The following is a 26,269-nucleotide window of genomic DNA, read 5'->3' as shown; positions in this document are numbered from 1 at the left end:
GGCTGCGTGTCAGGCTTTTCCGCGGATCAATTGGCGCAAGGCAAAACGGTTGGGATGGCAGGCTTCGGCGACTGTTTTTGACAGCGGCAACGGTTCGTTTTCAAGCCATGCCGCCAACAGCTCGCCAGACAACGGCGCGGTGATCAAACCGCGAGAGCCGTGACCGCTGTTGACGTAAAAACCATCGAGCCATGGGCAGGGAGCATCGGGCACTTGCCGGGCATCTTTGCTCAGCGCGGCATAGGCCTCGGCGAAGGCGACTTGTTCAGCCAACGGTCCGACGATCGGCAGGTAATCCGGGCTGGTACAGCGGAATGCCGCGCGTCCTTCAAGCTGTTGCGGGTCCAGGTCTGGAACATGCAGACGGGCGACCAGATCAGTGGAGATTTCCTCGAGCAACGCCAGGTTGCCAAGGTGTTCGGCGACGGTCGGGGTCAGCTCATCGCTTTTGAAATCGAAGCTGGCGCCGAGTGTGTGTTCGCCCAAGCGTGCGGGCGCCACGTAACCTTCTGCGCAGACGACGGTTGCCAGGCTCTGGCTTTCAGGCGTTTGCGCCAGTCGGGTGATCTGCCCGCGAATGCGTTTGAGGGGCAGGTCGGCGCTGTATGGAAAACGCTTGATCTCGGCGGCGCCGGCCAGAATCACCACGGGCGCACTGGCCAGCAATGCATCACCGTCCCAAGCCTGCCACTGATCATCGACCTTGCGCAGTTCCAGCACGTCGCGATGGGGCAGCCAGTGAATGTTCGTTGAGGACGCTTGCCACTGGCACAATGCGGGCGGATGAACCCAGCCGCCTTCAGGGTAGAACAAGCCGCCGTGCGCCAGTTCGATACCGGCTCGGGCCTGGGCCTGGGATTGATCGAGCAGGTGCACCAGGCTCGGTGAAAAGGCCGCGGCCAATTGCGCCTGACGCTCGGCTTCCTTGGCATTGAAGGCCAGTTGCAAGACTCCGCAATCGTCCCAGTCGACACCACGTTGCAGCTGTTCCAGCAGACGTCGGGTGTAGCCAAAACCGCTGACGATCAATTGCGACAATGCCGTGCCATGGGCCGAAAGCTTGAGGTACAGCACACCTTGAGGATTGCCCGAGGCTTCCTGCGCCAGTGCTTCGTGGCGGTCCAGCAGGCTCACTTGCCAACCTCGTGCGGCCAGGCTGGCGGCGCTGGCGCAACCGGCCAGACCTGCGCCGATCACCAAAGCGCGGCGCTCGCCGGTCAGCGGTTGTGGGCGAGCGAACCATGGTTTTGTCGCGGCTGGTTTAGTGGCCTCTTCAGGCCAACCGAGGAACGTGCCCCGCAGGATTTCCCATTTATGACCGATGCCGGGCGTGCGTTTCATCTTGAAACCCGCCGCGTTCAACAGGCGGCGCACCCAGCCGGTGCTGGTGAAGGTGCTGATGGTCGAGCCGGGTGCCGCCAGGCGAGCCAGTTCGGCAAACAATTCGGCGGTCCACATATCGGGGTTTCTCGCTGGAGCGAAACCATCGAGAAACCAGGCGTCGATCTGCGCATCCAGTTGCGGCAATTGCTCAAGTGCATCGCCGATCAGCAAGGTCAGGGTGACGCGGCCATTGTCCAGCACCAAGCGCTGAAAGCCCTGATGGATCGCCACGTATTGCGCCAGCAGTTGATCGGCAAATGGTTTGAGCTCCGGCCATAACGCCAGAGCCCGTTGCAGATCGGGCGCGCTCAACGGGTACTTTTCGACACTGACAAAATGCAGCCGCGCACCGGCCACCGCGTGCTGTTCGAACAACTGCCAGGCACAGAGAAAATTCAGCCCGGTACCGAAACCGGTCTCGCCAATCACCAGTCGACCACTTGCCGGCAATGCGGCGAAGCGGTCGCGCAAATCGTTTTGCTCCAGAAACACGTAACGGGTTTCTTCAAGGCCCGACAGGTCGGAAAAATACACATCATCGAACACCCGCGAACGCGGGCGACCTTGGTCGTCCCAGTCGAGCTGGGCGTGGGGCAATACAGGTTTCATGGCAGGCTCGGTAACGGCAAGGTGGCCATTCTAGCCGATCGCTGCTGCGGCGCTTGATCCATGGCAAGTGCCACATTGGTTGTGTCGGGGAAAATCGTCGCTTTTGTGGCGAGGGAGCTTGCTCCCGCTCGGGTGCGAAGCAGCCGCAAGCTGGTTGTCTATGTACCGCTGGAGTGCGGGGGCTGATGTTGGGACGGCTTCGCCGTCCAGCGGGAGCAAGCTCCCTCGCCACAGGATTTGTATCAGCCTCAAAGACTGATTTGTCCTACATATGAGCAGTCAATCCGCTAGTCTTGCTCCATCCTGGAAGGAGCTGCTCTCTATGTTCGAATCCGCCGAAATCGGTCATGCCATCGACAAAGAAACCTATGAAGCCGAAGTGCCAGCGTTGCGTGAAGCCTTGCTCGAAGCGCAGTTCGAACTTCGCCAGCAACAGCGCTTTCCGGTCATCATCCTGATCAACGGCATCGAAGGCGCCGGCAAGGGCGAGACGGTCAAGTTGCTCAACGAATGGATGGACCCGCGCTCGATCGAGGTCCGCACCTTCGACCAACAGACCGACGAAGAACTGGCGCGACCGCCGGCCTGGCGCTACTGGCGAATGTTCCCGGCCAAGGGCCGCATGGGGATTTTCTTCGGCAACTGGTACAGCCAGATGCTGCAAGGACGGGTTCATGGTTTGTTCAAGGATCCGCGACTCGATCAAAGCATCAACGGAGCCGAGCGACTGGAGAAGATGTTGTGCGACGAAGGCGCGCTGATCTTCAAATTCTGGTTTCACCTCTCCAAAAAACAGATGAAAGCACGGCTCAAGTCGCTGGCCGACGACCCGCTGCACAGCTGGCGCATCAGCCCGCTGGACTGGCAACAATCCGCGACCTACGACAAGTTCGTGAAGTACGGCGAACGAGTGCTGCGCCGCACCAGCCGCGACTATGCGCCGTGGCATGTGATCGCCGGCGTGGACGCGCGCTATCGCAGCCTTACGGTCGGCAAGATCTTGCTCGAAGGCCTGCAGAGCGCGCTGAAAAGACCGAGGATTCACCCGCACAAAGTCAGCGCAGCGCCCTTGTTCCCCAGCGTCGATCAACTGAATCTGCTCGACAGCCTGGACTTGACCCTACAACTGGACAAGGACGATTACGAAGAGCAACTGATTACCGAGCAGGCACGGTTTTCCGGGCTGATGCGCGACAAGCGCATGCGTCGCCACGCGTTGATCGCGGTGTTCGAAGGCAACGACGCGGCAGGCAAGGGCGGAGCAATCCGTCGAGTGGCCGCGGCGCTTGACCCACGCCAGTACGACATCGTGCCGATCGCCGCGCCTACCGAGGAAGAACGGGCGCAGCCGTATCTCTGGCGGTTCTGGCGGCATATTCCGGCGCGGGGCAAATTCACTGTGTTCGACCGTTCCTGGTATGGCCGGGTGTTGGTGGAACGCATCGAAGGCTTTTGCAGCAAGGCGGACTGGATGCGCGCCTATGGCGAGATCAACGACTTCGAAGAGCAGATCGCCGATGCCGGAGTGATCGTGGTCAAGTTCTGGCTGGCCATCGACAAACAGACTCAGATGGAGCGTTTCCAGGAGCGCGAAGAGATCCCCTTCAAGCGCTTCAAGATCACTGAAGACGACTGGCGCAATCGCGACAGATGGGAGGACTATCGCGCCGCCGTCGGCGATATGGTCGATCGCACCAGCACCGAGATATCGCCCTGGACCCTGGTGGAAGCCAATGACAAGCGCTGGGCGCGGGTCAAAGTCCTGCGCACCCTTAACCAGGCGCTGGAAGAGGCTTTCGAAAAGTCCGACAAGCGCGAGAAGAAACTGCAAAAGCGCAAGCGCTGAACCGATGGCTACGCATACGCGAGGTGAATGATTGTCGCGGTCAGTCATAGGGTGGACTTATGCTCGGTCCAACTCCTGACTGACAACAACAATGAGGTGTATGCCATGCGTGAAGTGGTGATCGTCGACAGCGTACGGACCGGCCTGGCCAAATCCTTTCGCGGCAAGTTCAACATGACCCGTCCGGACGACATGGCGGCCCACTGTGTCAACGCGCTGCTCACGCGCAATGATGTCGACCCGGCCAGCGTCGAGGATTGCATCGTCGGCGCCGGCTCCAACGAAGGCGCCCAGGGTTTCAACATCGGCCGCAACGTCGCGGTGCTGTCGCACTTGGGCATCGGCACGGGTGGCATGACCCTTAACCGCTTCTGTTCATCAGGCTTGCAGGCCATCGCCATTGCCGCCAATCAGATCGCTTCGGGCTGCAGCGACATCATTGTCGCTGGTGGCGTCGAGTCGATCAGCCTGACCATGAAAAGCGTCAACACCGACAACCTGATCAACCCGCTGCTGAAAGAGCAGGTGCCGGGTATTTATTTCCCCATGGGCCAGACCGCAGAGATCGTCGCGCGTCGTTACGATGTCAGTCGCCAAGAGCAGGATGTATACGCTCTGCAAAGTCAGCAGCGTACCGCCCTGGCGCAGGCCGCCGGGTTGTTCAATGATGAAATCGTACCGATGGCGGTGAAGTACCGCGTTGAAGACAAGGCCACCGGCCAAGTGCAGATCCTCGACGGCATCGTCGACCACGACGACTGCAACCGCCCAGACACCACGTTGCAAAGTCTGGCCGGGTTGAAACCGGTGTTTGCCGAAGACGGCTCGGTGACCGCCGGCAACTCGTCGCAACTGTCCGACGGCGCTTCGATGACCCTGGTGATGAGCCTGGAAAAAGCTTTGGCGCTGGGGCTCAAGCCCAAAGCGTTCTTCCGCGGTTTTGCCGTGGCCGGGTGCCAACCGGACGAAATGGGCATCGGCCCAGTGTTCTCGGTGCCGAAGTTGCTCAAGGCCAAGGGGTTGCAGGTTGCCGACATTGATCTGTGGGAACTCAACGAAGCGTTCGCCTCGCAATGCCTGTACAGCCGCAATCGGCTGGAAATCGATAACGACAAATACAACGTCAATGGCGGTTCGATTGCCATCGGCCATCCGTTCGGCATGACCGGTTCGCGTCAGGTCGGGCACATCGTGCGTGAGTTGCAGCGGCGTAACCTGCGTTACGGCATCGTCACCATGTGCGTGGGGGGCGGGATGGGGGCTACGGGGTTGTTTGAGGGGGTGCGGTAAGTACCCTTGATTATGTAGAGACTGTTGCATTGCTATCGCGGGCAAGTCGAATCGTCGCACCGCCGCTCCCACAGTAATGGGCGGCGATCACAAATACAGCGAACGCCACAACCCCTGTGGGAGCGGGCTTGCCCGCGATGAAGGCGCTGCGGTCTATCGGCTCATGCACAAGAACTGCATCCGCTCGACATACGCCTGAATCTCACGCATCGCTGTCTCCCGGTTTTCAAACGGCCCCTCCAGCGTGTGTTCCCGCGTGGTGAAATACAGCTCTCCATTCACACGACACAAGCGGTCACAACGAAAGTGGGTGGCGGGGGCGTTGTCTTGGGCGCGCATGCCGTACATGAGCGATCTCCTGCGGGGGACGGTTTCAATGAGCTTATGCATGAACCTCTTGCCCCGCCTGGCCACCTGATCGACGGCATATCGTCAACTTTATGCTGCGACCTGCACAGTTTCATTCGCGGCCCGCTGGCAACTGTCCCTGTGTCGCGCCCCGGTCTGAGCCTAGAATGAGCGTTTTCGCCAATCGGCTTCGGGGTCAGCATGCATATTTCATCGGGTCGCTGGGTTTATGGTCTGTGCCTGGCCTTGCTGACTGCGTTGCTGTGGGGAATCCTGCCGATCAAGCTCAAGCAAGTGCTGCTGGTGATGGACCCGGTGACGGTGACCTGGTTTCGCCTGCTGGTGTCCGGCGGTTGCCTGTTCATTTATCTGGCAGCGACCAAACGCCTGCCGAGTCGCAAAGTACTCGGCCCGCGCGGTGGCTGGCTGGTGTTGATGGCGGTACTTGGACTGGTCGGCAACTACGTGCTGTACCTGATGGGCCTGAACCTGCTCAGCCCCGGCACCGCGCAACTGGTGGTGCAAATGGGCCCGATCATGTTGCTGATCGCCAGTCTGTTTGTGTTCAAGGAACGGTTTAGCGTGGGGCAGGGGATTGGCCTGTTGGTGCTGCTGATCGGCTTTGCGCTGTTCTTCAATCAGCGTTTGAGTGAGTTGCTCACCTCTCTGACCGATTACACCGCCGGTGTGCTGATGGTGCTGTTGGCGTCCACGGTCTGGACCTTCTATGCCTTGGGCCAGAAGCAGTTGCTCACGGTGTGGAATTCGTTGCAGGTGATGATGGTGATTTACCTGTTCTGTGCGCTGTTGCTGACACCGTGGGTGCATCCGCTGGAGGCGCTGCAATTGAGCCCGCTGCAAGGCTGGCTGCTGCTGGCGTGCTGCTTGAACACGTTGATCGCTTATGGCGCCTTCGCTGAAGCCCTGGCCCATTGGGAAGCCTCACGGGTCAGTGCGACGCTGGCGATCACACCGCTGGTGACCTTTGCCGCCGTGGCCGTTGCTGCGTGGTTATGGCCAGAGTATGTGCATGCCGAACAGATCAATGGCTTGGGTTATGGCGGGGCGGTGCTGGTGGTGCTCGGGTCGGCGCTGGTGGCGTTGGGGCCATCGTTGATGGCGGGGCTCAAGGCCCGGCGGGTGCGGATGGCAGTGGGGCGATAGACCGCGTCATCGTTCATCGCGGGCAAGCCACGCTCCCACAGGTTTTGTGTCGATCACAATATTCGGGGTCGACACATGACGTGTAAATCAGCGGTCAGTTAGTCCGCGTTATCGTTCATCGCGGGCAAGCCACGCTCCCACAGGTTTTGTGTCGATCACAATATTCGGGGTCGACACATGACGTGTAAATCAGCGGTCAGTTAGTCCGCGTTATCGTTCATCGCGGGCAAGCCACGCTCCCACAGGTTTTGCGTCGATCACAATATTCGGGGTCGACACATGACGTGTAAATCAGCGGTCAGTTAGACCGCGTTATCGTTCATCGCGGGCAAGCCACGCTCCCACAGGTTTTGTGTCGATCACAATATTCAGGATCGACACAAAACCTGTGGGAGCGTGGCTTGCCCGCGATGACTGACTGTCAGACGCCAGAGATCTCAGCCTTTGGCACCCGCCTCCAACATATCCTCCGGCCTCACCCAGGCATCAAACTGTTCATCAGTCAGATACCCCAGCTGCAACGCCGCCTCGCGCAAGGTCAGCCCCTCGCTGTAAGCCTTCTTGGCAATCTCCGCCGATTTGTCGTAACCGATATGCGGATTCAGCGCCGTCACCAGCATCAAGCCTCGTTCCAGATGCTCTGCCATTTTCTCGGCATCCGGTTCCAGCCCGGCAATGCAATGCTGCTGGAAGTTACTGCAACCATCGCCCAGCAAGCGGATCGATTGCAGCAGGTTGTGGATGATCACCGGTTTGAACACGTTCAATTGCAGGTGGCCCTGACTCGCGGCAAAACCGATGGCAACGTCGTTGCCCAATACCTGACAGGCCAGCATCGACAGTGCTTCGCACTGGGTCGGGTTGACCTTGCCGGGCATGATCGAACTGCCCGGTTCATTGGCTGGCAGTTTCACTTCGGCGAACCCCGCTCGCGGCCCGGAGCCCAACAGACGCAGGTCGTTGGCGATTTTCATCAGGGTCACGGCAAGGGTTTTGAGTGCGCCGGAGAGGGTGACCAACGGCTCATGACCGGCCAGGGCAGCGAATTTATTATGGGCGGTCACGAATGGCAGACCGGAGAGGGCGGCCAGCTCAGCAGCGATCGCTTCGCCAAAACCGTGGGGGGAGTTCAATCCGGTGCCAACCGCAGTGCCGCCCTGAGCCAGCTCACAGACGGCCGGCAGCGCACTGCGAATCGCCCGCTCGGCGTAATCCAGCTGTGCGATGAACGCCGAGAGTTCCTGGCCGAAGGTAATCGGCGTGGCGTCCATCATATGGGTACGACCGGTCTTGACCAGTTTCATGTGCCGTGCGGACAACTCCGCCAACCCGCCAGACAACTCACTGATCGCCGGCAGCAAATGCTGCTGCACCGCCTGAACCGTCGCGATGTGCATAGCCGTGGGGAAGCAATCGTTGGAGCTCTGGGAACGGTTGACGTGATCGTTGGGGTGTACCGGAGTCTTGCCGCCGCGCGGATTGCCGGCCAGTTCGTTGGCGCGACCGGCGATCACTTCGTTGACGTTCATGTTGCTTTGGGTACCGCTGCCGGTCTGCCAGACCACCAGCGGGAACTGCTCGTCATGGTCACCGTCGAGTACTTCGTCGGCGGCTTGTTCGATCAGTCGGGCGATGTCGGCGGGCAGGTCGCCATTGCGATCGTTGACCCGCGCCGCGGCTTTCTTGATCAGGGCCAGGGCGTGCAGCACCGCCAGCGGCATGCGCTCGTTGCCGATGGCGAAGTTGATCAGCGAGCGTTGCGTCTGAGCGCCCCAGTAAGCGTCATCCGGGACTTCTACCTGGCCCAGGCTGTCGGTTTCAATACGGCTCATCATGCACACTCCTGTAGGTCTGATAGCGCAGTTTAGGCCGTGATCGCCGTCCGTGGTTCCATCAGTCTGGAATTTGACCGTTCAACCCCTCTAAATAAGGCGCGACAAGGCTTGGGGTTGAGCGACACACTTTTTTAGGTGCAGAATGGTCGCCCTTGAGGTTTACCTCGCCTGCTAGAAAAGGAAACTCGATGACTCGTCTTCGTGCCATCTGTACCGCGGTTGCACTGGTTTGCGCCAGCGGCCAGGTTTTTGCCGATACCGCCAGCCACAACGCCAGTGCCGAAGCTTTCCTGACCCTGGCGCACGCTGACAAATTGGGCACTCCGGTGTACATGCAAGTGCAGCAAATGTTCGCTCAGCGCTTTGAACAGACCAAAGCCCCTGAATCGAAAAAAGCCCTGCTGGAAACTTACCAGGCCAAGGCCAACGCCGCTCTGGACGCAGCCATTGGCTGGAACAAGCTGAAGCCGGACATGGTCAAGCTCTACACCACCAATTTCAGCGAATCCGAGCTCAAGGATCTGGTTGCGTTCTACCAGTCGCCACTGGGCAAGAAAGTCCTGGAAAAAATGCCGCAGCTGACTCAGCAATCGGCCCAGATGACCCAAGCCAAGCTGGAAAGCGCGGTGCCTGTGGTCAACAAACTGCTGGCTGACATGACGGCCGAGCTGGAGCCTAAAGGCGCCGCTCCTGCCAAGAAAAAGCCATAAGCGGAGTTCGGGATGACCATGCAACAACGCATCGAATCGACGCTCGGGCTGTTACAGCCCGAGCATCTGCAAGTGCTGGATGAAAGCCACATGCACAGCCGTGGGTTACAGACCCACTTCAAGGCCGTGGTGGTCAGCCAGCAGTTCGAAGGCCTCAATCGCGTCAAGCGTCACCAGAAGGTGTACGGCACTTTGGGCGAGCTGATGGGCGAGTTCCATGCGTTGGCGCTGCATACCTACACGCCGCAAGAATGGGCACAGATCGACGCGGCTCCGGCTTCGCCGACCTGTGCTGGCGGTAGCAAGCATTAATGTGACGGGCTGAAGAGCTGAAGTAGCTGAAGGGCTGTTGTGGCGAGGGAGCTTGCTCCCGCTGGACTGCGAAGCAGTCCCAAAACCTGCAACAGCATTCTGTCTGAAAGAGTGCAGTCGCCAGCATTACGACTGCTTCGCAGCCGAGCGGGAGCAAGCTCCCTCGCCACAAAGGTTTGTGCCCAGCCTTACATCACAGTCCTAAAATCACACCGTTTTTGCTAGAATCCGCAACGCGCCGCTCACCCGGCGCGTTTTTTTTCGCATCCGGTTCACCCCTTACGAGGGTAGCCACCTGGAGAATTACCCATGACCCAACAGATTGTCGTGGCGGCACTGTATAAGTTCGTCACCCTGGAAGATTACGTCGCCCTGCGCGAGCCGCTGCTGCAAGCAATGGTCGACAACGGCATCAAAGGCACCCTGCTGATCGCCGAAGAAGGCATCAATGGCACCGTGTCCGGCAGCCGCGAAGGCATTGACGGACTGATGGCCTGGCTCAAGAACGATCCACGCATGGACGACATCGACCACAAAGAGTCGTACTGCGACGATCAGCCGTTCTATCGCACCAAAGTCAAACTCAAGAAAGAAATCGTCACCCTCGGCGTCGAAGGCGTGGACCCGAACAAAAAAGTCGGCACCTATGTGGATCCGCAAAACTGGAACGCGCTGATCAGCGATCCTGAAGTGCTGCTGATCGACACCCGTAACGACTATGAAGTCTCGATCGGCACCTTCGAAGGCGCCATCGATCCGAAGACCACCAGTTTTCGCGAATTCCCCGACTACATCAAAGCCAATTTCGACCCTGCCGTGCACAAGAAAGTCGCAATGTTCTGCACCGGTGGTATTCGCTGCGAAAAGGCTTCGAGCTATATGCTCAGTCAGGGTTTCGACGAGGTCTATCACCTCAAGGGCGGCATCCTGAAGTACCTCGAAGAGGTGCCGCAGGAAGAAACCAAATGGCAGGGCGACTGCTTCGTGTTCGATAACCGTGTGACCGTGCGCCACGACCTCAGCGAAGGCGACTACGATCAATGTCATGCCTGCCGTACACCCATCAGCGTGGAAGACCGTGCATCCGAGCATTATGTGGCCGGCATCAGTTGCCCGCATTGCTGGGATAAGCTGAGCGAGAAAACCCGTCGCAGTGCCATCGACCGGCAGAAGCAGATCGAACTGGCCAAGGCGCGCAATATGCCGCACCCGATCGGTTACAACTACAAGCAAACTCCTTCCGAGGCTTGAACCATGTCTGTACGTCGCCTGCTCTATGTGATGGACCCGATGTGTTCCTGGTGCTGGGGTTTTGCGCCAGTGGCCAACGCGCTGGTCGAGCAGGCGCAGGCAGCGGGGGTGGACGTGCATCTGGTAGTCGGCGGTTTGCGCACCGGCAGCGGCTCGGCGCTGGAGCCGACCACTCGGCGCTACATCCTTGAACACTGGCAGGCGGTCCATGAGGCCACCGGCCAGCCATTCAAGTTTGAAGGTGCGCTGCCTGACGGGTTTGTCTACGACACGGAGCCTGCGTGTCGGGCGCTGGTGACGGCGCGCAGCCTGGCACCGGATTGCGCGTGGAAATTGCTCGGGTTGATCCAGCACGCGTTCTACGCCGAAGGGCGCGACGTCACCCACGCCAGCGTGTTGGTTGCGCTGGCAGAGCAGGCCGGTTTACCGCGCATCGAGTTTGCCGCCGCCTTCGACCGTGCCGATCAACACGCAGCCACCGCTGCCGATTTCACTTGGGTTCAGGACCTGGGCATTGCCGGTTTCCCGACCTTGCTGGCGGAGCGTGATGGTCAATTGGCGCTGCTGACCAATGGATATCAGCCTTTGAGTGTGTTGTCACCGTTGCTCGGCCGCTGGCTGGAGCGCGCTGCCTGTGCATGACCTGCCCGATGACGTTCCAGCCCTTGCACGTGTCGACCGTCTGAGCTGGGCGGAAATCCGTCGCCTGGCCCTTCACCATAAAAAATCCCTGTGGATCGCCAACGGCGTCGCGGTATTGGCAACGCTGTGCAGCGTGCCGATCCCCTTGCTGTTGCCGTTGCTGGTCGACGAAGTACTGCTGGGCCATGGTGATGCCGCGCTGAAAATCATGAACCACGCGCTGCCCGACGTCTGGCAGAAAGCCGCGGGTTACATTGGCTTGATGCTGCTGGTGACCCTGGCACTACGTTGCGCCGCGCTGTTGTTCAACGTGGTGCAGGCGAAATTGTTTGCGGCGCTGGCCAAAGACATCGTGTATCGGATTCGGGTGCGGCTGATCGAGCGACTCAAATGTATCTCGCTGGGGGAATACGAAAGCCTGGGTAGCGGCACGGTGACTACGCACCTGGTCACCGACCTGGACACGCTGGACAAATTCGTCGGCGAAACCCTCAGTCGTTTCCTCGTGGCCATGCTGACGCTGGTGGGCACCGCCTCCATCCTGATGTGGATGCACTGGAAACTCGCGCTGCTGATCCTGCTGTTCAACCCGCTGGTGATCTATGCCACGGTGCAGTTGGGCAAACGGGTCAAACACCTGAAGAAACTCGAGAACGACAGCACCTCGCGCTTCACCCAGGCCTTGACCGAAACCCTGGATGCCATCCAGGAAGTGCGCGCCGGTAATCGTCAGGGCTTTTTTCTCGGACGGCTTGGCCTGCGAGCGCGTGAAGTGCGCGATTACGCAGTGAACTCGCAATGGAAAACCGATGCATCGAACCGTGCCAGCGGCTTGCTGTTCCAGTTTGGCATCGATATTTTCCGTGCCGCTGCCATGCTCACCGTGCTGTTTTCCGACCTGTCTATCGGCCAGATGCTGGCCGTGTTCAGCTACCTGTGGTTCATGATCGGTCCGGTGGAACAACTGCTCAACCTGCAGTACGCCTTTTACGCCGCCGGCGGTGCACTTTCGCGAATCAACGAGTTGCTGGCCCGCGCCGATGAGCCGCAATACACCGGCAGTGTCGACCCGTTCCAGGGGCGCGACACGGTGGGCATCGAAATCCAGGGGCTGAGTTTCGGCTACGGCGATGAGTTGGTGTTGAACCAAATGAACCTGTCGATTGCCCCCGGTGAAAAAGTCGCGATTGTCGGCGCCAGCGGCGGTGGTAAAAGCACTCTGGTGCAGTTGTTGCTGGGTTTGTACACGCCGCTGGCCGGCACCATCCGTTTCGGTGGTTCGACTCAACAAGAGGTCGGCTTGGAAACCGTGCGCGAAAATGTCGCCGTGGTCTTGCAGCATCCGGCACTGTTCAACGACACGGTGCGGGCTAACCTGACCATGGGTCGCGAACGCAGCGACGAGGCCTGCTGGCAGGCATTGGAGATCGCTCAGCTGCACCACACGGTGCGTGAAATGCCCAACGGTCTGGACAGTATTGTCGGGCGCTCCGGTGTGCGTTTATCCGGCGGGCAACGTCAGCGCCTGGCGATTGCGCGGATGGTGTTGGCCGAACCCAAAGTGGTCATCCTCGACGAAGCCACGTCCGCCCTGGACGCGGCCACCGAATACAACCTGCACCAGGCACTGGCGCGGTTTTTGAGCAACCGCACCACGCTGATCATTGCGCACCGGTTATCGGCGGTGAAGCAGGCCGACCGGGTGCTGGTGTTCGATGGTGGGCAAGTTGCCGAGGATGGCGACCATCAACAGTTGATTGCTGATGGTGGTTTGTATGCCAGGCTTTATGGGCATTTGCAGCAGCACTAGTTTAGTGCCTCAGGACGTTCAGGGCGTTTTCCCCGGCAGGATGAACACATGAGGACGAAGTCCAGCCCTGAGGCGCTAGGACTTGCTGCTGTTGGGCATGAGCTTCCCCGGCTTGCCTAGAGTGAGAACCCATCCTAGTCTAGCGGTAGCGTTTTCGTCCGGACGACGAACGGGCAGTGCAAGCAAGGGACCTCATGAAGCAGAAACGGACTCTCGGAACCCCTCGCTTGTTGGGCATCGTCTGGCCTTTTATCGCCGTCGTGTTATTTCAGGCACTGTTGGGGGGTGTCAGCCTTTACGTTCTTTCGGCGGTTCGCAGCTACGTCGGTGGTGAAAGCCTGTGGTCCAAGGGCCAGAAAGACGCCATCTATTACCTCAATCTCTACGCCGACAGTCGCGACGAAACGATTTTTCTCAAATACCAGAACGCGATTGCGGTACCTCAGGGTGGCCATGAATTGCGTTTGGCGCTGGATCATCAGCCACCGAATATCGAGGCGGCGCGCATTGCGATCCTCAAGGGCGGCAACCATCCGGACGACGTCGCCAGCGTGATTTGGCTGTACCTCAATTTCCGGCACTTCAGCTACCTTGAAAAAGCCATCGACCTCTGGACGGTCGGTGACGCATATCTGGTGCGACTCGATGACGTCGCCCGAGAGATGCACCAGCGCATTGCCGATAGCCAGGCCACCGATGCCGACGTCAAACGCTGGAAGGACCAGATTTTTGCCATCAACGATGGCGTGACGCCTGCCGCCAAAGCGTTCAGCGATGCCTTGGGCGAAGGCTCGCGGGTGATTCTTCGGCTGCTGTTGGTGACGAACCTGGCCACTGCGCTGGGTTTGATTGTGTTGGCCCTGATGCGCACTCATAAACTGCTCAAGCAGCGCCATGCCTTCGCCGATGCGTTGCAGCTGGAGAAAGACCGGGCGCAGATCACTCTGCAATCGATTGGCGACGGGGTGATCACCACGAACGTCGAGGGCGCGATTGCCTATATGAATCCGGCCGCCGAGGCCTTGACTCACTGGAAGGCCGAACAGGCGGCGGGGTTGCCATTGGCTGCGTTGTTCAATCTGCTGGACGAGAACGCTCAGGCTGATGGTTTTACCTTGATCGAGCACATTTTGAGCGGTCAGCTCAGCGGTGGCAGCGAGCATTCCAAACTGATCCAGCGTCTGGACGGCAGCACGGTTTCGGTCACTCTGGTCGGCGCGCCGATCCGCAATATGGGCAAGGTCAGTGGCACCGTGCTGGTGCTGCACGACATGACTCAGGAGCGGCAATACATCGCCAATCTGTCCTGGCAGGCGACCCATGACGCCCTGACCGGGCTGGCCAACCGCCGCGAATTCGAATATCGCCTCGAACAGGCCCTGCATAACCTGACGCGCCAGGTGGGGCGTCATGCCTTGATGTTTCTCGATCTGGATCAATTCAAACTGGTCAACGACACCAGCGGTCATGCGGCGGGCGACGAGCTGTTGCGGCATATCTGTGCGTTGTTGCAATCAGGCTTGCGCGAAGGCGATACCCTGGCCCGATTGGGTGGCGATGAGTTCGGCATTCTGTTGGAAAACTGCGCACCGGAAGCGGCCGAGAAAATCGCCGAAGGCCTGCGCCAGACCGTACAGAACCTGCACTTTGTCTGGAAAGGCCGGCCATTCGTGACCACCGTGAGCATTGGTCTGGTGCATGTGGCCCAGAGTCCGGTCACCCTCGAAGCTTCGCTGCGTGCTGCTGACATGGCCTGTTATATGGCCAAGGAAAAGGGCCGCAACCGGGTTCAGGTCTATCACGCCGACGACTCTGAGCTGTCCCTGCGCTTTGGCGAGATGGCCTGGGTGCAGCGCCTGCATGTGGCGTTGGAAGAAGACCGCTTCTGCCTGTATGCCCAGGAAATCGCGCCCCTTGGTGCTGACGAGCAGGGCCGCGGGCATATCGAAATCCTGCTGCGCCTGCATGACGAAGCGGGGCGCATGATTCTGCCGGACAGTTTCATTCCGGCCGCCGAGCGTTACGGTTTGATGACGTCGATTGATCGTTGGGTGGTGGAGAACGTTTTCAAAGTCATTGCCCAGTGCATCGCCCAAGAGCGCGAAGGGCCGTTGGCCATGTGTGCGATAAATCTGTCAGGTATTACTATCGGAGATGAGGCGTTTCTGGACTTCCTTCGTGAACAGTTTGTTGCATATTCAGTTCCACCTGAAATGATTTGTTTTGAAATTACAGAAACCAGCGCGATTGCAAATTTGCGTAGTGCAATTAGATTTATCAATGAACTCAAAGGCTTAGGTTGTCATTTTTCGCTGGATGACTTTTGCGCCGGTATGTCCTCATTCGCGTATTTGAAACATTTACCTGTAGACTTCCTGAAGATCGACGGGAGTTTCGTAAAGGATATGCTGGACGACCCGATTAACCGCGCCATGGTCGAAGTGATCAATCACATCGGTCATGTCATGGGTAAGCGCACGATTGCCGAGTTCGTTGAAACACCTCAGATCGAGCAGGCATTGCTGGAGATCGGGGTGGATTACGCTCAAGGGTATGTGATTGAACGCCCGCATCTGTTTACCTGGGATAGTTTGCAAAGTCGTCCTGCCCGGCCCCGACCTTTGTTGTTCAAGGCGCCCGGCACGTTCCGTTGAAACTCTTGCTGATCTAAAAATCACAATCAAAAGGAGCGCGACAGTGATCGACACATTCAACAGAACCGGACCACTCATGGAAGCTGCAAGTTATCCCGCCTGGGCTCAGCAACTGATCCAGGATTGCAGCGAGAGCAAGCGCCGGGTTGTCGGACACGAACTGTATCAACGCATGCGAGATAACAAACTCAGTGCAAAAACCATGCGTCAGTACCTTATTGGTGGCTGGCCGGTGGTCGAACAGTTCGCTTTATACATGGCACAGAACCTGACAAAGACCCGTTTTGCGCGCCACCCTGGCGAAGACATGGCGCGTCGCTGGCTGATGCGCAACATTCGCGTCGAATTGAACCATGCCGATTACTGGGTGCACTGGAGCCGTGCTCACGGTGTCAGCCTGGAAGATCTGCAAGCCCAACAGGTGGCCCCTGAGCTTCACGCCTTGAGCCACTGGTGCTGGCACACCAGTTCGTCGGATTCGCTGATCGTGGCCATCGCCGCCACCAACTACGCCATCGAAGGGGCGACGGGGGAGTGGTCGGCACTGGTCTGTTCCACTGGCGTCTACGCGGCGGCGTTCCCCGAGGAAGATCGCAAGCGGGCCATGAAGTGGTTGAAGATGCACGCCCAGTATGACGATGCCCATCCATGGGAAGCGCTGGAAATCATCTGCACTCTGGCGGGGATGAACCCGAGCAAGGCACTGCAAGTGGAATTGCGCCAGGCTGTCTGCAAAAGTTACGACTACATGTATCTGTTCCTGGAACGATGCATGCAGTTGGAATTGGCAGTGAAAACCCCGGTAGTCCGTGAGCGGATGGAGTTGGCCGAAAGCTGATCTGAAGACTACGTAAAATAACTGTGGGAGCGAGCCTGCTCGCGAAAAGCGTTCGGACATTCAATACCTCTGTTGAATGTCAGGCAGCTTTCGCGAGCAGGCTCGCTCCCACATTGGTTGTTCGGTGTTGCCGGGACTCAGCCCGCCATCGCAAGGCGGTTACGCCCCTCACGCTTGGCCACATACAACGCACTGTCGGCCCGTCGCAACAAACTCTCGGCAGACTCGCCGGGTAGCAGCGTCGAGCAACCGATGCTGACCGTCAGCTCGATCATCTTGCCCTCGGCCACATAGTCTTGAGCCTGCACTGCAAACCGCAGTCTTTCACCGACCATGGCTGCCGCTTCCCGACTGGTATTGGACAGCAGGATCATGAATTCTTCGCCACCAAACCGGAATACCATGTCGACGTTGCGTAACTGGTTTTTGATCGAAGCTGCGACGGCCTTCAGCACTTCATCGCCGGCACTGTGCCCGTAGGTGTCGTTGATCTGTTTGAAGTGATCGATGTCCAGCATCAGCAGCGACAGGGGTTGCGAGTGTCGACGCGACATCTCGATTTCCCGTTCCAGCGTCTGATCCATGGCGATGCGGTTGCCGGTATCAGTCAGCGGATCACGCAATGCACTTTGGGTCGCCGCTCGGTAGAGCAGGGCGTTTCGCATGGGGAAGAGCAGGGTCGACAACAGTGACTCCAGGCTACCCTGTTCCTCTTCGCTGAAACGCTGATTGCGGCGGAACACCAGCTCACCCAATTGCTCGCCTTCATGACTGAGGCTGTAGCTGATTGAATGATGACCCCGTGCACCGAATTGCAGGCGCAAGTCGCTGGGTTGATGTTCGTAACTCAAGGCATCCAGCGGCACAATGCGCTGAATTTCACGGAAGAAAAGTCCGAGAATGCGTTGCGGCTCAAGACTGGTTTGCAGTTGCAGGCCCAGCGCTTGGCGCAACTGCGCAAGACTGACGGGCCGCTCCAGAAGGGGAGGCTGCTGACCAAAGCCCAGGCGTTGCAATTTGGCACTGTCGAAGTCAATTGCGTTGGTCTGGGAAGGTGATTTCATATGGCGTGAGCCCCTAAGCAGTAAGGCTGTCTTACAGGCTGGGTGAGAGCGGCTTTGAGCTGCGCGTCATACTGGTCCATCAGTCCCGTAGGACATTTGGCACGAGTTTAGTCCGCTTTGCCGAAGATTAGTAACCTCTCGGCTGAAGCTCCGCCCCGTCTGCTTTCACACGGCGTGTCTGAACAAACTTAGAGCGAAAGTCGTGCCATTCGGTTCAGTCGAAGAAAAATCTTTAAAAATCAAAATACTGGAAGGTCATACAAGCGAAGTTGCGAAGGACGATGACATTTATTTGACTTGAGAAGGGGGTGGTTGCCACCGAGTTTGAGTGCCGCGACGGGAAGCCGTCGCGGCAGAAAAGCGACGCACGGGCGTTACTGAGCGTTGAACGCCTGGCCATTGATGCCGGTACTGTCCGGACCCATGAGGTAAAGGTAGACCGGCATGATCTCCTCGGGTGTCGGGTTGTTCAGCGGGTTTTCACCAGGGTAGGCCTGAGCGCGCATGCTGGTGCGGGTAGCGCCGGGGTTGATGCTGTTGGAGCGCACCGGTGCGACTGTGTCTACTTCGTCGGCCAGGGTTTGCATCAGGCCTTCGGTCGCGAATTTGGAAACGCCGTACGCGCCCCAGTACGCACGACCCTTGCGACCGACGCTGCTGGAGGTGAATACCACCGAGGCGTCCTGAGACAGCTTGAGCAGTGGCAACAGGGTGCTGGTGAGCATGAACATGGCGTTGACGTTCACGTGCATGACACGCATGAAGTTCTCGCCGGACAACTGCTCGATCGGTGTGCGCGGCCCGATGATCGAGGCGTTGTGCAACAAGCCGTCGAGGTGGCCGAACTCGGTCTCGATCATGGCCGCCAGCTCATCGTATTGATGAGGCAGCGCGGTTTCCAGATTGAACGGAATCACGGCCGGTTGTGGATGCCCGGCCGCTTCGATTTCGTCGTAGACCTGAGTCAGATTGGCTTCGGTCTTGCCCAGCAACAACACGGTGGCGCCATGGGCGGCGTAGGTTTTTGCAGCAGCAGCGCCGATGCCACGGCCAGCGCCGGTGACCAGGATGACCCGGTCCTTGAGCAATTCAGGGCGGGCGGAATAATCAAACATAAAAAACCTCACAACAACAGAAGACAGATCGCGGCGCGGCCAATCGCGGGCAAGCCCGCTCCCACAAGAGTCGAGGGTGTTTACACAATTTGTATTCGCCACCAGACCCTGTGGGAGCGGGCTTGCCCGCGAAGGCGTCAGCATTCACGCCACATACCCGAAGCTTGAAACCGGTTCTCAGCAGCCACAAAGGGCGCTATCGAGCACCTGACGCAATTCCAGCGGATGATCGACCACCACATCCGCGCCCCAGTGCCGCGGGTTATCGTCCGGATGAATATAGCCATAGGTCACGGCAGCCGTCTTGGTGCCGGCATCACGCCCGGACTCGATATCCCGCAGGTCGTCGCCGACAAACAGCACGCTGGCCGGGTCCAGGTCGAGCATCTTGCACGCCAGGATCAACGGCTCAGGATCCGGTTTGCTGTTCTTCACATGGTCCGGGCAGATCAACAGCGCCGAGCGCTCGGCCAGCCCCAGTTGCTGCATGATCGGTTCGGCGAAACGCAGCGGCTTGTTGGTGACCACGCCCCAGATCAGGTTGGCCTTCTCGATGTCCGCCAGCAATTCGCCCATGCCGTCGAAGAGCTTGCTGTGAATTGCGCAACCTTTGACATAGCGCTCCAGAAACTCCAGGCGCAAAGGCTCGAAACCTGGCGATTCCGGGTCCATGGAAAAGGTCACCGCGACCATCGCCTTGGCGCCACCGGAAATCTCGTCGCGAATGTGTTTGTCGTTCATCGGCGGCAAACCACGGTCAGCGCGCATCGCCTGGCAGATGGCGATGAAATCCGGCGCGGTGTCGAGCAGGGTGCCATCCATGTCGAAAAGGACTGCTCTGATACGCATCGGCTTACTCCTCGCGCAGGGTCTGGATCATGTAGTTGACGTCGACATCGGCCGCCAGTTTGTAGTGCTTGGTCAACGGATTGTAGGTCAGGCCGATGATGTCCTTGACGGTCAGGCCGGCCATGCGGCTCCAGGCGCCAAGCTCCGAAGGTCGGATGAATTTCTTGAAGTCGTGGGTGCCGCGCGGCAGCAACTTCATGATGTATTCGGCGCCGACGATGGCGAACAGATAGGCCTTCGGGTTGCGGTTGATGGTGGAGAAGAACACCTGGCCGCCCGGTTTGACCATTTTGAAACAGGCGCGGATCACTGACGACGGATCTGGTACGTGTTCAAGCATCTCCAGGCATGTCACCACGTCGAACTGCTCGGGCATTTCTTCGGCGAGGGCTTCGGCGGTGATCTGCCGGTACTCGACACTTACGCCGGATTCCAGCTGATGCAGTTGGGCGACCGCCAGCGGCGCTTCGCCCATGTCGATGCCCATCACGGTCGCGCCGCGTTGAGCCATGGCTTCGCTGAGGATGCCGCCGCCGCAACCGACGTCGAGGACTTTCTTGCCGGCCAGATTGACGCGCTCGTCGATCCAGTTGACCCGCAGCGGATTGATGTCGTGCAGCGGTTTGAACTCGCTCTCGCGATCCCACCAGCGATGGGCCAGGGCTTCGAATTTGGCGATTTCGGCGTAGTCGACGTTGCTCATGGTGTCAGTCCTCTAAAACTTGAAAAATCCTGTTGCCCCGGTTTCGGTCCAGGGTGCTTACAATTCGGTGCTTACGATTCGGTGTGGCCGCTGATGCGCCTGCCCCAGGCCTTGGCAGTGGCGCACAGTTGCGCTTCATCCAGGCGGGTCAGGCGGCGGTCGTCGAGCAGTTGCTTGCCGGCGACCCAAAGGTGTTTCACGCAATCGCGACCGGAGGCATAGATCAGTTGCGAAACCGGGTCGTAGACCGGTTGCTGCGCCAGGCCCGATAGATCGAACGCAACGATGTCCGCGGCTTTGCCGACTTGCAGCGAACCCGTCTCGGCTTCGATTCCCAGCGCACGGGCGCCATTGAGCGTGGCCATGCGCAAGGCGCGATGGGCGTCCAGCGCGGTGGCCGAGCCGGCGACGGCCTTGGCCAGCAACGCAGCGGTGCGGGTTTCGCCGAGCAGATCGAGGTCATTATTGCTGGCCGCGCCATCGGTGCCGACGGCCACATTGACCCCCGCCTGCCACAAGCGCTCGACCGGGCAAAAACCGCTGGCCAGCTTCAGGTTCGACTCCGGGCAATGAATCACACTGGTGTTACTTTCTACCAGCAGCACCAGGTCTTCATCGCTGATCTGGGTCATGTGAACGGCCTGGAGGCGCGGCCCGAGCAGGCCCAGGCGGCCAAGTCGGGCCAATGGGCGTTCGCCGCACTGCTCGACCGACTGCGCTACTTCGAAAGCGGTTTCGTGGACGTGCATATGAATCGAGGCGTCAAGCTCTTCGGCGATCACCCGGATTTTTTCCAGGGTTTCGTCGCCCACGGTGTAGGGTGCATGAGGACCAAAAGTGATTTTGATCCGCTCGTGATGCTTGAGATCGCCAAATAATTCGACGCCCTGACGAATGGCTTCATCTGCTGTGGCGGCGCCTGGAATCGGGAAGTCGAGGATCGGAATGGCGATCTGGGCGCGAATGCCGCTGTTATGGACGCGTTCGCTGGCGACCTTCGGGAAGAAATACATGTCGGAGAAACAGGTGATGCCACCTTTGATCTGCTCGGCAATGGCCAGGTCAGTGCCGTCGCGTACAAACGCTTCGTCTACCCATTTAGCTTCGGCCGGCCAGATGTGCTTTTCCAGCCAGGTCATCAGCGGCAGATCATCGGCCAGCCCGCGGAACAGCGTCATTGCCGCATGCCCGTGGGCATTGATCAGGCCGGGGGCGAGCAACATGTCCGGCAATTCGCGGATTTCGGTTGCATTAAGCTTCAAGCCTGCCGCGCGCGGGCCGATGAATACGATACGACCGTCGCGGATGCCCAGGGCATGCTCTTTAAGGACCACGCCAGCCGGTTCGACGGGTACCAGCCAGGTCGGCAGCAATAACAGGTCGAGCGCAGCGGTAGGGGTCGGCATCGAAAGTCGGTTCCAGTGCTTTTGTAAAGGATGGCGAAGTATACCCGAGCGTCTTCGCGGGGGGATCGCTATAATCGGCGGCTTTGTTCATGAGTGCGGGGTAAGTGGATGCGCGATCGACTGTTGGCTGCGGAGAAGGTGAAGGCCATCGATTGGCGTGATGGCGCCCTGTATCTGCTGGATCAGCGTATTTTGCCGTTCGAGGAAACCTGGATCGCCTACACCAGCGCTGCGGGTGTGGCCGAAGCCATTCGCTCGATGGTGGTGCGTGGCGCGCCGGCCATCGGCATCAGTGCGGCGTATGCCATGGTGCTGTCGGCCCGCGCTCGAATTGCCGAGGGCGGTGACTGGCAGGCAGCGTGGGAAGAGGATTACGCGTTACTGGCCGATTCCCGTCCAACAGCGGTTAATCTGTTCTGGGCCTTGAGTCGCATGCGTGACCGCCTGGATCGCCTCAAGGAAGACGCGGACCCTCTGGCGGCGCTGGAGGCCGAAGCCATCGCCATCCATGAAAGTGATCGCGAAGCCAACCTGACCATGGCCCAGCTGGGTGTCGACCTGATCCGCAAGCATCAGGGCAACGCCCAGGCGATTCTCACGCACTGCAACACCGGCGCACTGGCCACCGGCGGCTTCGGCACGGCGCTGGGGGTGATTCGCGGGGCTTTCATCGAGGGCATGGTCGAGCGTGTTTATGCCGACGAAACCCGGCCGTGGCTGCAAGGTTCGCGATTGACCGCATGGGAATTGGCCAATGAAGGCATTCCCGTGACCCTCAATGCCGATTCCGCCGCCGCGCACATCATGAAAACCAAAGGCGTGACCTGGGTGATCGTCGGCGCCGACCGCATCACCGCCAACGGTGATGTGGCGAACAAGATCGGCACCTACCAACTGGCGGTCAACGCCATGCACCACGGCGTGCGCTTCATGGTGGTAGCGCCGAGTTCGACCATCGACATGAACCTGGCCAGCGGTGACGAGATCCCCATCGAAGAGCGCGATGGCCGCGAGTTGCTGGAAGTCGGCGGCAAGCGGGTGGGGGCGGATGTCGATGCGTTCAACCCGGTGTTCGACGTGACCCCGGCCGACCTGATCGATGCGATCGTTACCGAAAAAGGCATCGTCGAACGGCCGGATACCGCGAAAATGGCGCAGTTGATGTGCCGTAAGCGTCTGCATTAAAGATATCTGGCGTCTGATAAATCGCCATCGCGGGCAAGCCCGCTCCCACAGGAATCTATGTCGAACCGAAAATCTCGGGGCATGCAGCGATCCCTGTGGGAGCGGGCTTGCCCGCGATTAGGCCCTGAATGTCAATGAAACAAGCCGAATCTGCCCTGAATTCTCCATTCAACACAGCTCTAAGCCCCTCTCGTCCCTTTCAAGCCTGTCACCGGTCAACTAACTATGCTCCATGCGCATCTGGGGGATAGGTGCGTGGCGGCTCTTGTGATAACATCCGGCGGTTTCCAGGGTAGCCTGATGTGGCTGCCTTTACTGCGCAGATCCATGGCATAACTCGTTGATTTGTCGTAAGTCGGTGCATGGCACTCAGTCTGCATCGGCGAGCTTCGTTCGTCCCATATGGATGTGACGAAGTTTCACCAGAAAAAGGAATCAGGCTTCTCATGGGCGAACTGGCCAAAGAAATCCTCCCGGTCAATATCGAAGACGAGCTGAAGCAGTCCTACCTCGACTACGCGATGAGCGTGATTGTCGGGCGGGCACTGCCGGATGCGCGCGATGGCTTGAAGCCCGTGCACCGGCGTGTGCTGTTCGCGATGAGCGAGCTGGGCAACGACTTCAACAAGCCGTACAAGAAATCTGCCCGTGTTGTCGGTGACGTGATCGGTAAGTATCACCCTCACGGTGATACCGCGGTGTACGACACCATCGTTCGGATGGCGCAGCCATTCTCGCTGCGTTACCTGCTGGTAGACGGTCAGGGCAACTTCGGTTCGGTGGACGGCGATAACGCCGCGGCCATGCGATACACCGAAGTGCGCATGACCAAGCTGGCGCACGAGCTGCTGGCTGACCTGCACAAAGAAACCGTGGACTGGGTGCCGAACTACGACGGCACCGAAATGATCCCGGCGGTCATGCCGACCCGTATTCCCAACCTGCTGGTCAACGGCTCCAGCGGTATCGCCGTGGGCATGGCGACCAACATTCCGCCGCACAACCTCGGTGAAGTCATCGACGGTTGCCTGGCACTCATCGACAACCCGGAACTGACCGTCGATGAGCTGATGCAATACATCCCTGGTCCAGACTTCCCGACCGCTGCGATCATCAACGGTCGCGCCGGTATCATCGAAGCCTACCGCACCGGTCGCGGGCGCATTTACATGCGTGCCCGCTCGATGATCGAAGACATCGACAAGGTCGGTGGTCGCCAGCAGATCGTCATCACCGAACTCCCTTACCAGCTGAACAAGGCGCGTCTGATCGAGAAGATCGCCGAGCTGGTAAAAGAGAAGAAGCTTGAAGGCATCACCGAGCTGCGCGACGAGTCCGACAAGGACGGTATGCGCGTCGTGATCGAATTGCGTCGCGGCGAAGTGCCTGAGGTGATCCTCAACAACCTCTACGCCCAGACCCAGCTGCAAGCGGTGTTCGGTATCAACATCGTCGCGCTGATCGACGGCCGTCCGCGGATCCTGAACCTCAAGGACCTGCTGGAAGCCTTCGTTCGTCACCGTCGCGAAGTGGTTACCCGCCGTACCGTGTTCGAGCTGCGTAAAGCGCGCGAACGTGGCCACATTCTGGAAGGTCAAGCGGTTGCCCTGTCGAACATCGACCCGGTTATCGCCCTGATCAAGGCCTCGCCAACGCCGTCGGAAGCCAAGGAAGCGCTGATCAAGACTGCGTGGGAATCTTCCGCCGTAGTTGCGATGGTTGAGCGTGCCGGTGCCGATTCGTGCCGTCCAGAGACTCTGGACCCGCAATACGGTCTGCGCGAGGGCAAGTACTTCCTGTCGCCAGAGCAGGCGCAAGCCATTCTGGAACTGCGTCTGCACCGTCTGACCGGTCTGGAACACGAAAAGCTGCTGGCCGAGTATCAAGAGATCCTCAACCAGATCGGCGAGCTGATCCGCATCCTCAGCAGCGCCACGCGCCTGATGGAAGTGATTCGCGAAGAGCTGGAAGTGATCCGCGCCGAATACGGCGACGTGCGTCGCACCGAGATTCTCGATGCCCGTCTCGACCTGACCCTGGGCGACATGATCCCGGAAGAAGAACGCGTCGTGACCATTTCCCACGGTGGCTACGCCAAGACCCAGCCATTGGCTGCGTACCAGGCTCAGCGTCGTGGCGGTAAAGGCAAGTCGGCCACTGGCGTCAAGGATGAGGACTACATTGCTCACCTGCTGGTTGCCAACAGCCACACCACGCTGCTGCTGTTCTCCAGCAAAGGCAAAGTGTACTGGCTGAAAACCTACGAAATTCCGGAAGCATCCCGCGCTGCCCGTGGTCGTCCGCTGGTCAACCTGCTGCCGCTGGACAGTGATGAATACATCACCACCATGCTGCCGGTCGAGGAATACACCGAAGGTCACTTCATCTTCATGGCCACTGCTAAAGGCACCGTGAAGAAGACCCCGCTGGAATCCTTCAGCCGTCAACGCAGCGTCGGTCTGATCGCGCTGGAGCTGGACGAAGGTGACGTACTGATCTCTGCCGCCATTACCGATGGCGAACGTGAAGTCATGCTGTTCTCCGACGGTGGCAAGGTGACTCGCTTCAAGGAAACCGACGTTCGCGCCATGGGCCGTACCGCTCGCGGTGTCCGCGGTATGCGTCTGCCGGAAGGCCAGAAGCTGATTTCCATGCTGATCCCGGAAGAAGGCAGCCAGATCCTCACCGCTTCGGCGCGTGGTTTCGGCAAGCGCACCGCGATCACTGAGTTCCCTGAGTACAAGCGTGGCGGTCAGGGCGTTATCGCCATGGTCAGCAACGACCGTAACGGCCGTCTGGTCGGCGCAGTCCAGGTGCTCGACGGCGAAGAAATCATGCTGATTTCCGACCAGGGTACTTTGGTTCGTACCCGTGTCGACGAAGTCTCCAGCCTGGGTCGTAACACCCAGGGCGTGACCCTGATCAAGCTGGCCAGCGATGAAACGCTGGTGGGCCTGGAGCGGGTTCAAGAGCCATCGGAAGTCGAAGGCGAAGAGCTGGAAGGCGAAGGGCTCGAAGGTGAAGAGGGTGCAGTGTTCGACGGTGAAGTCGTGATCGACGACGTTGCCGAAGACCAGCAACTCGACGCCGCCGCTGACGAAGAGCCACAAGAGTAAGCGGGCAAGCAGGGGGCGGATGAAAATTCGCCCCCTTGTTGTTTGTCCCTTTTGAAAATTCGACACCTAAGAAGATTTTTGTGTGGAAGGGCTTTTGTGGGAGCCGGGCTTGCCCGCGATGCAGGCACCGCGGTGTATC

20 protein-coding genes are annotated in these 26,269 nt (G+C 59.2%); 12 read left to right on the top strand and 8 right to left on the bottom strand.

Annotated elements, in window-relative coordinates:
• Positions 1-9 precede the first annotated feature (9 nt).
• Positions 10-1,992: a bifunctional tRNA (5-methylaminomethyl-2-thiouridine)(34)-methyltransferase MnmD/FAD-dependent 5-carboxymethylaminomethyl-2-thiouridine(34) oxidoreductase MnmC gene (gene mnmC, locus AB3226_RS06825; RefSeq protein ID WP_367372511.1), complete on the bottom strand. Its 1,983-nt coding sequence runs from the start codon at positions 1,990-1,992 to the stop codon at positions 10-12.
• 322 nt (positions 1,993-2,314) lie between these two features.
• Between mnmC and pap the strand changes: the two genes are divergently transcribed.
• Together pap and AB3226_RS06815 are read left to right on the top strand one after the other, a co-directional pair.
• Positions 2,315-3,838: a polyphosphate:AMP phosphotransferase gene (gene pap, locus AB3226_RS06820; RefSeq protein WP_367372510.1), complete on the top strand. Its 1,524-nt coding sequence runs from the start codon at positions 2,315-2,317 to the stop codon at positions 3,836-3,838.
• A gap of 105 nt (positions 3,839-3,943) precedes the next feature.
• Positions 3,944-5,128 (top strand): acetyl-CoA C-acyltransferase, encoded by a 1,185-nt coding sequence (locus tag AB3226_RS06815; RefSeq protein WP_367372509.1) that lies wholly within the window; start codon positions 3,944-3,946, stop codon positions 5,126-5,128.
• Positions 5,129-5,281: 153 nt separating this feature from the next.
• On the opposite strand, the gene AB3226_RS06810 is transcribed toward AB3226_RS06815, so the two are convergent.
• Complete coding sequence (locus tag AB3226_RS06810) at positions 5,282-5,476, bottom strand: DUF6316 family protein (RefSeq protein ID WP_367372508.1); 195 nt, start codon at positions 5,474-5,476, stop codon at positions 5,282-5,284.
• 201 nt (positions 5,477-5,677) lie between these two features.
• Here AB3226_RS06810 and AB3226_RS06805 point away from each other — a divergent pair, with 201 nt between their 5' ends.
• Entirely contained in the window at positions 5,678-6,640 is a 963-nt protein-coding gene (locus AB3226_RS06805) for a DMT family transporter (RefSeq protein WP_367372507.1), read from the top strand.
• A gap of 437 nt (positions 6,641-7,077) precedes the next feature.
• Here AB3226_RS06805 and AB3226_RS06800 read toward each other — a convergent pair whose 3' ends face one another.
• Positions 7,078-8,472: a class II fumarate hydratase gene (locus AB3226_RS06800; RefSeq protein ID WP_367372506.1), complete on the bottom strand. Its 1,395-nt coding sequence runs from the start codon at positions 8,470-8,472 to the stop codon at positions 7,078-7,080.
• Positions 8,473-8,663: 191 nt separating this feature from the next.
• Here AB3226_RS06800 and AB3226_RS06795 point away from each other — a divergent pair, with 191 nt between their 5' ends.
• The 7 genes from AB3226_RS06795 (at position 8,664) to AB3226_RS06765 (ending at position 16,692) form a co-directional block, all read left to right on the top strand.
• Complete coding sequence (locus tag AB3226_RS06795; protein ID WP_008071591.1) at positions 8,664-9,185, top strand: DUF2059 domain-containing protein; 522 nt, start codon at positions 8,664-8,666, stop codon at positions 9,183-9,185.
• 12 nt (positions 9,186-9,197) lie between these two features.
• Positions 9,198-9,497, top strand: coding sequence for a BolA family transcriptional regulator (locus AB3226_RS06790; protein ID WP_008005913.1), 300 nt, complete (start codon positions 9,198-9,200; stop codon positions 9,495-9,497).
• Positions 9,498-9,806: 309 nt separating this feature from the next.
• Positions 9,807-10,748: a rhodanese-related sulfurtransferase gene (locus tag AB3226_RS06785; protein WP_367372505.1), complete on the top strand. Its 942-nt coding sequence runs from the start codon at positions 9,807-9,809 to the stop codon at positions 10,746-10,748.
• Between the two features lie 39 nt (positions 10,749-10,787).
• Entirely contained in the window at positions 10,788-11,390 is a 603-nt protein-coding gene (locus AB3226_RS06780; protein ID WP_367375766.1) for a DsbA family protein, read from the top strand.
• The gene (locus tag AB3226_RS06775; protein WP_367372504.1) at positions 11,383-13,200 is read left to right on the top strand and encodes an ABC transporter ATP-binding protein; all 1,818 of its coding nucleotides are present in this window, start codon (positions 11,383-11,385) and stop codon (positions 13,198-13,200) included. Before AB3226_RS06780 ends, AB3226_RS06775 begins: the two co-directional genes overlap by 8 nt.
• A 194-nt stretch (positions 13,201-13,394) precedes the next feature.
• Positions 13,395-15,854, top strand: a complete 2,460-nt coding sequence (locus tag AB3226_RS06770; protein ID WP_367372503.1) for an EAL domain-containing protein — start codon at positions 13,395-13,397, stop codon at positions 15,852-15,854.
• A gap of 43 nt (positions 15,855-15,897) precedes the next feature.
• On the top strand, positions 15,898-16,692 hold the full coding sequence (locus tag AB3226_RS06765; RefSeq protein ID WP_367372502.1) for a TenA family transcriptional regulator: 795 nt from the start codon (positions 15,898-15,900) through the stop codon (positions 16,690-16,692).
• A 137-nt stretch (positions 16,693-16,829) separates the two neighbouring features.
• On the opposite strand, the gene AB3226_RS06760 is transcribed toward AB3226_RS06765, so the two are convergent.
• From AB3226_RS06760 to AB3226_RS06740, 5 genes are all read right to left on the bottom strand, one after another.
• Positions 16,830-17,756 (bottom strand): GGDEF domain-containing protein, encoded by a 927-nt coding sequence (locus tag AB3226_RS06760; protein ID WP_367372501.1) that lies wholly within the window; start codon positions 17,754-17,756, stop codon positions 16,830-16,832.
• 374 nt (positions 17,757-18,130) lie between these two features.
• The gene (locus AB3226_RS06755; RefSeq protein ID WP_007899713.1) at positions 18,131-18,871 is read right to left on the bottom strand and encodes a YciK family oxidoreductase; all 741 of its coding nucleotides are present in this window, start codon (positions 18,869-18,871) and stop codon (positions 18,131-18,133) included.
• A gap of 177 nt (positions 18,872-19,048) precedes the next feature.
• Positions 19,049-19,720 (bottom strand): N-acetylmuramic acid 6-phosphate phosphatase MupP, encoded by a 672-nt coding sequence (mupP, locus tag AB3226_RS06750; RefSeq protein WP_367372500.1) that lies wholly within the window; start codon positions 19,718-19,720, stop codon positions 19,049-19,051.
• Positions 19,721-19,724: 4 nt separating this feature from the next.
• Positions 19,725-20,423: a bifunctional 2-polyprenyl-6-hydroxyphenol methylase/3-demethylubiquinol 3-O-methyltransferase UbiG gene (ubiG, locus tag AB3226_RS06745; protein WP_109633737.1), complete on the bottom strand. Its 699-nt coding sequence runs from the start codon at positions 20,421-20,423 to the stop codon at positions 19,725-19,727.
• A gap of 71 nt (positions 20,424-20,494) precedes the next feature.
• Positions 20,495-21,829, bottom strand: coding sequence for a TRZ/ATZ family hydrolase (locus AB3226_RS06740; RefSeq protein WP_367372499.1), 1,335 nt, complete (start codon positions 21,827-21,829; stop codon positions 20,495-20,497).
• Between the two features lie 108 nt (positions 21,830-21,937).
• On the opposite strand from AB3226_RS06740, the gene mtnA reads away from it, so the two are divergent.
• Together mtnA and gyrA are read left to right on the top strand one after the other, a co-directional pair.
• Positions 21,938-23,014, top strand: a complete 1,077-nt coding sequence (gene mtnA, locus AB3226_RS06735) for an S-methyl-5-thioribose-1-phosphate isomerase (RefSeq protein ID WP_123357749.1) — start codon at positions 21,938-21,940, stop codon at positions 23,012-23,014.
• Positions 23,015-23,460: 446 nt separating this feature from the next.
• Positions 23,461-26,130 (top strand): DNA gyrase subunit A, encoded by a 2,670-nt coding sequence (gene gyrA / locus AB3226_RS06730; RefSeq protein WP_038982157.1) that lies wholly within the window; start codon positions 23,461-23,463, stop codon positions 26,128-26,130.
• Positions 26,131-26,269 lie beyond the last annotated feature (139 nt).

It is taken from the genome of Pseudomonas lini (assembly GCF_964063345.1).
GTDB lineage: Bacteria > Pseudomonadota > Gammaproteobacteria > Pseudomonadales > Pseudomonadaceae > Aquipseudomonas > Aquipseudomonas lini_B.
This window is presented reverse-complemented; position numbering and strand designations above follow the sequence as displayed.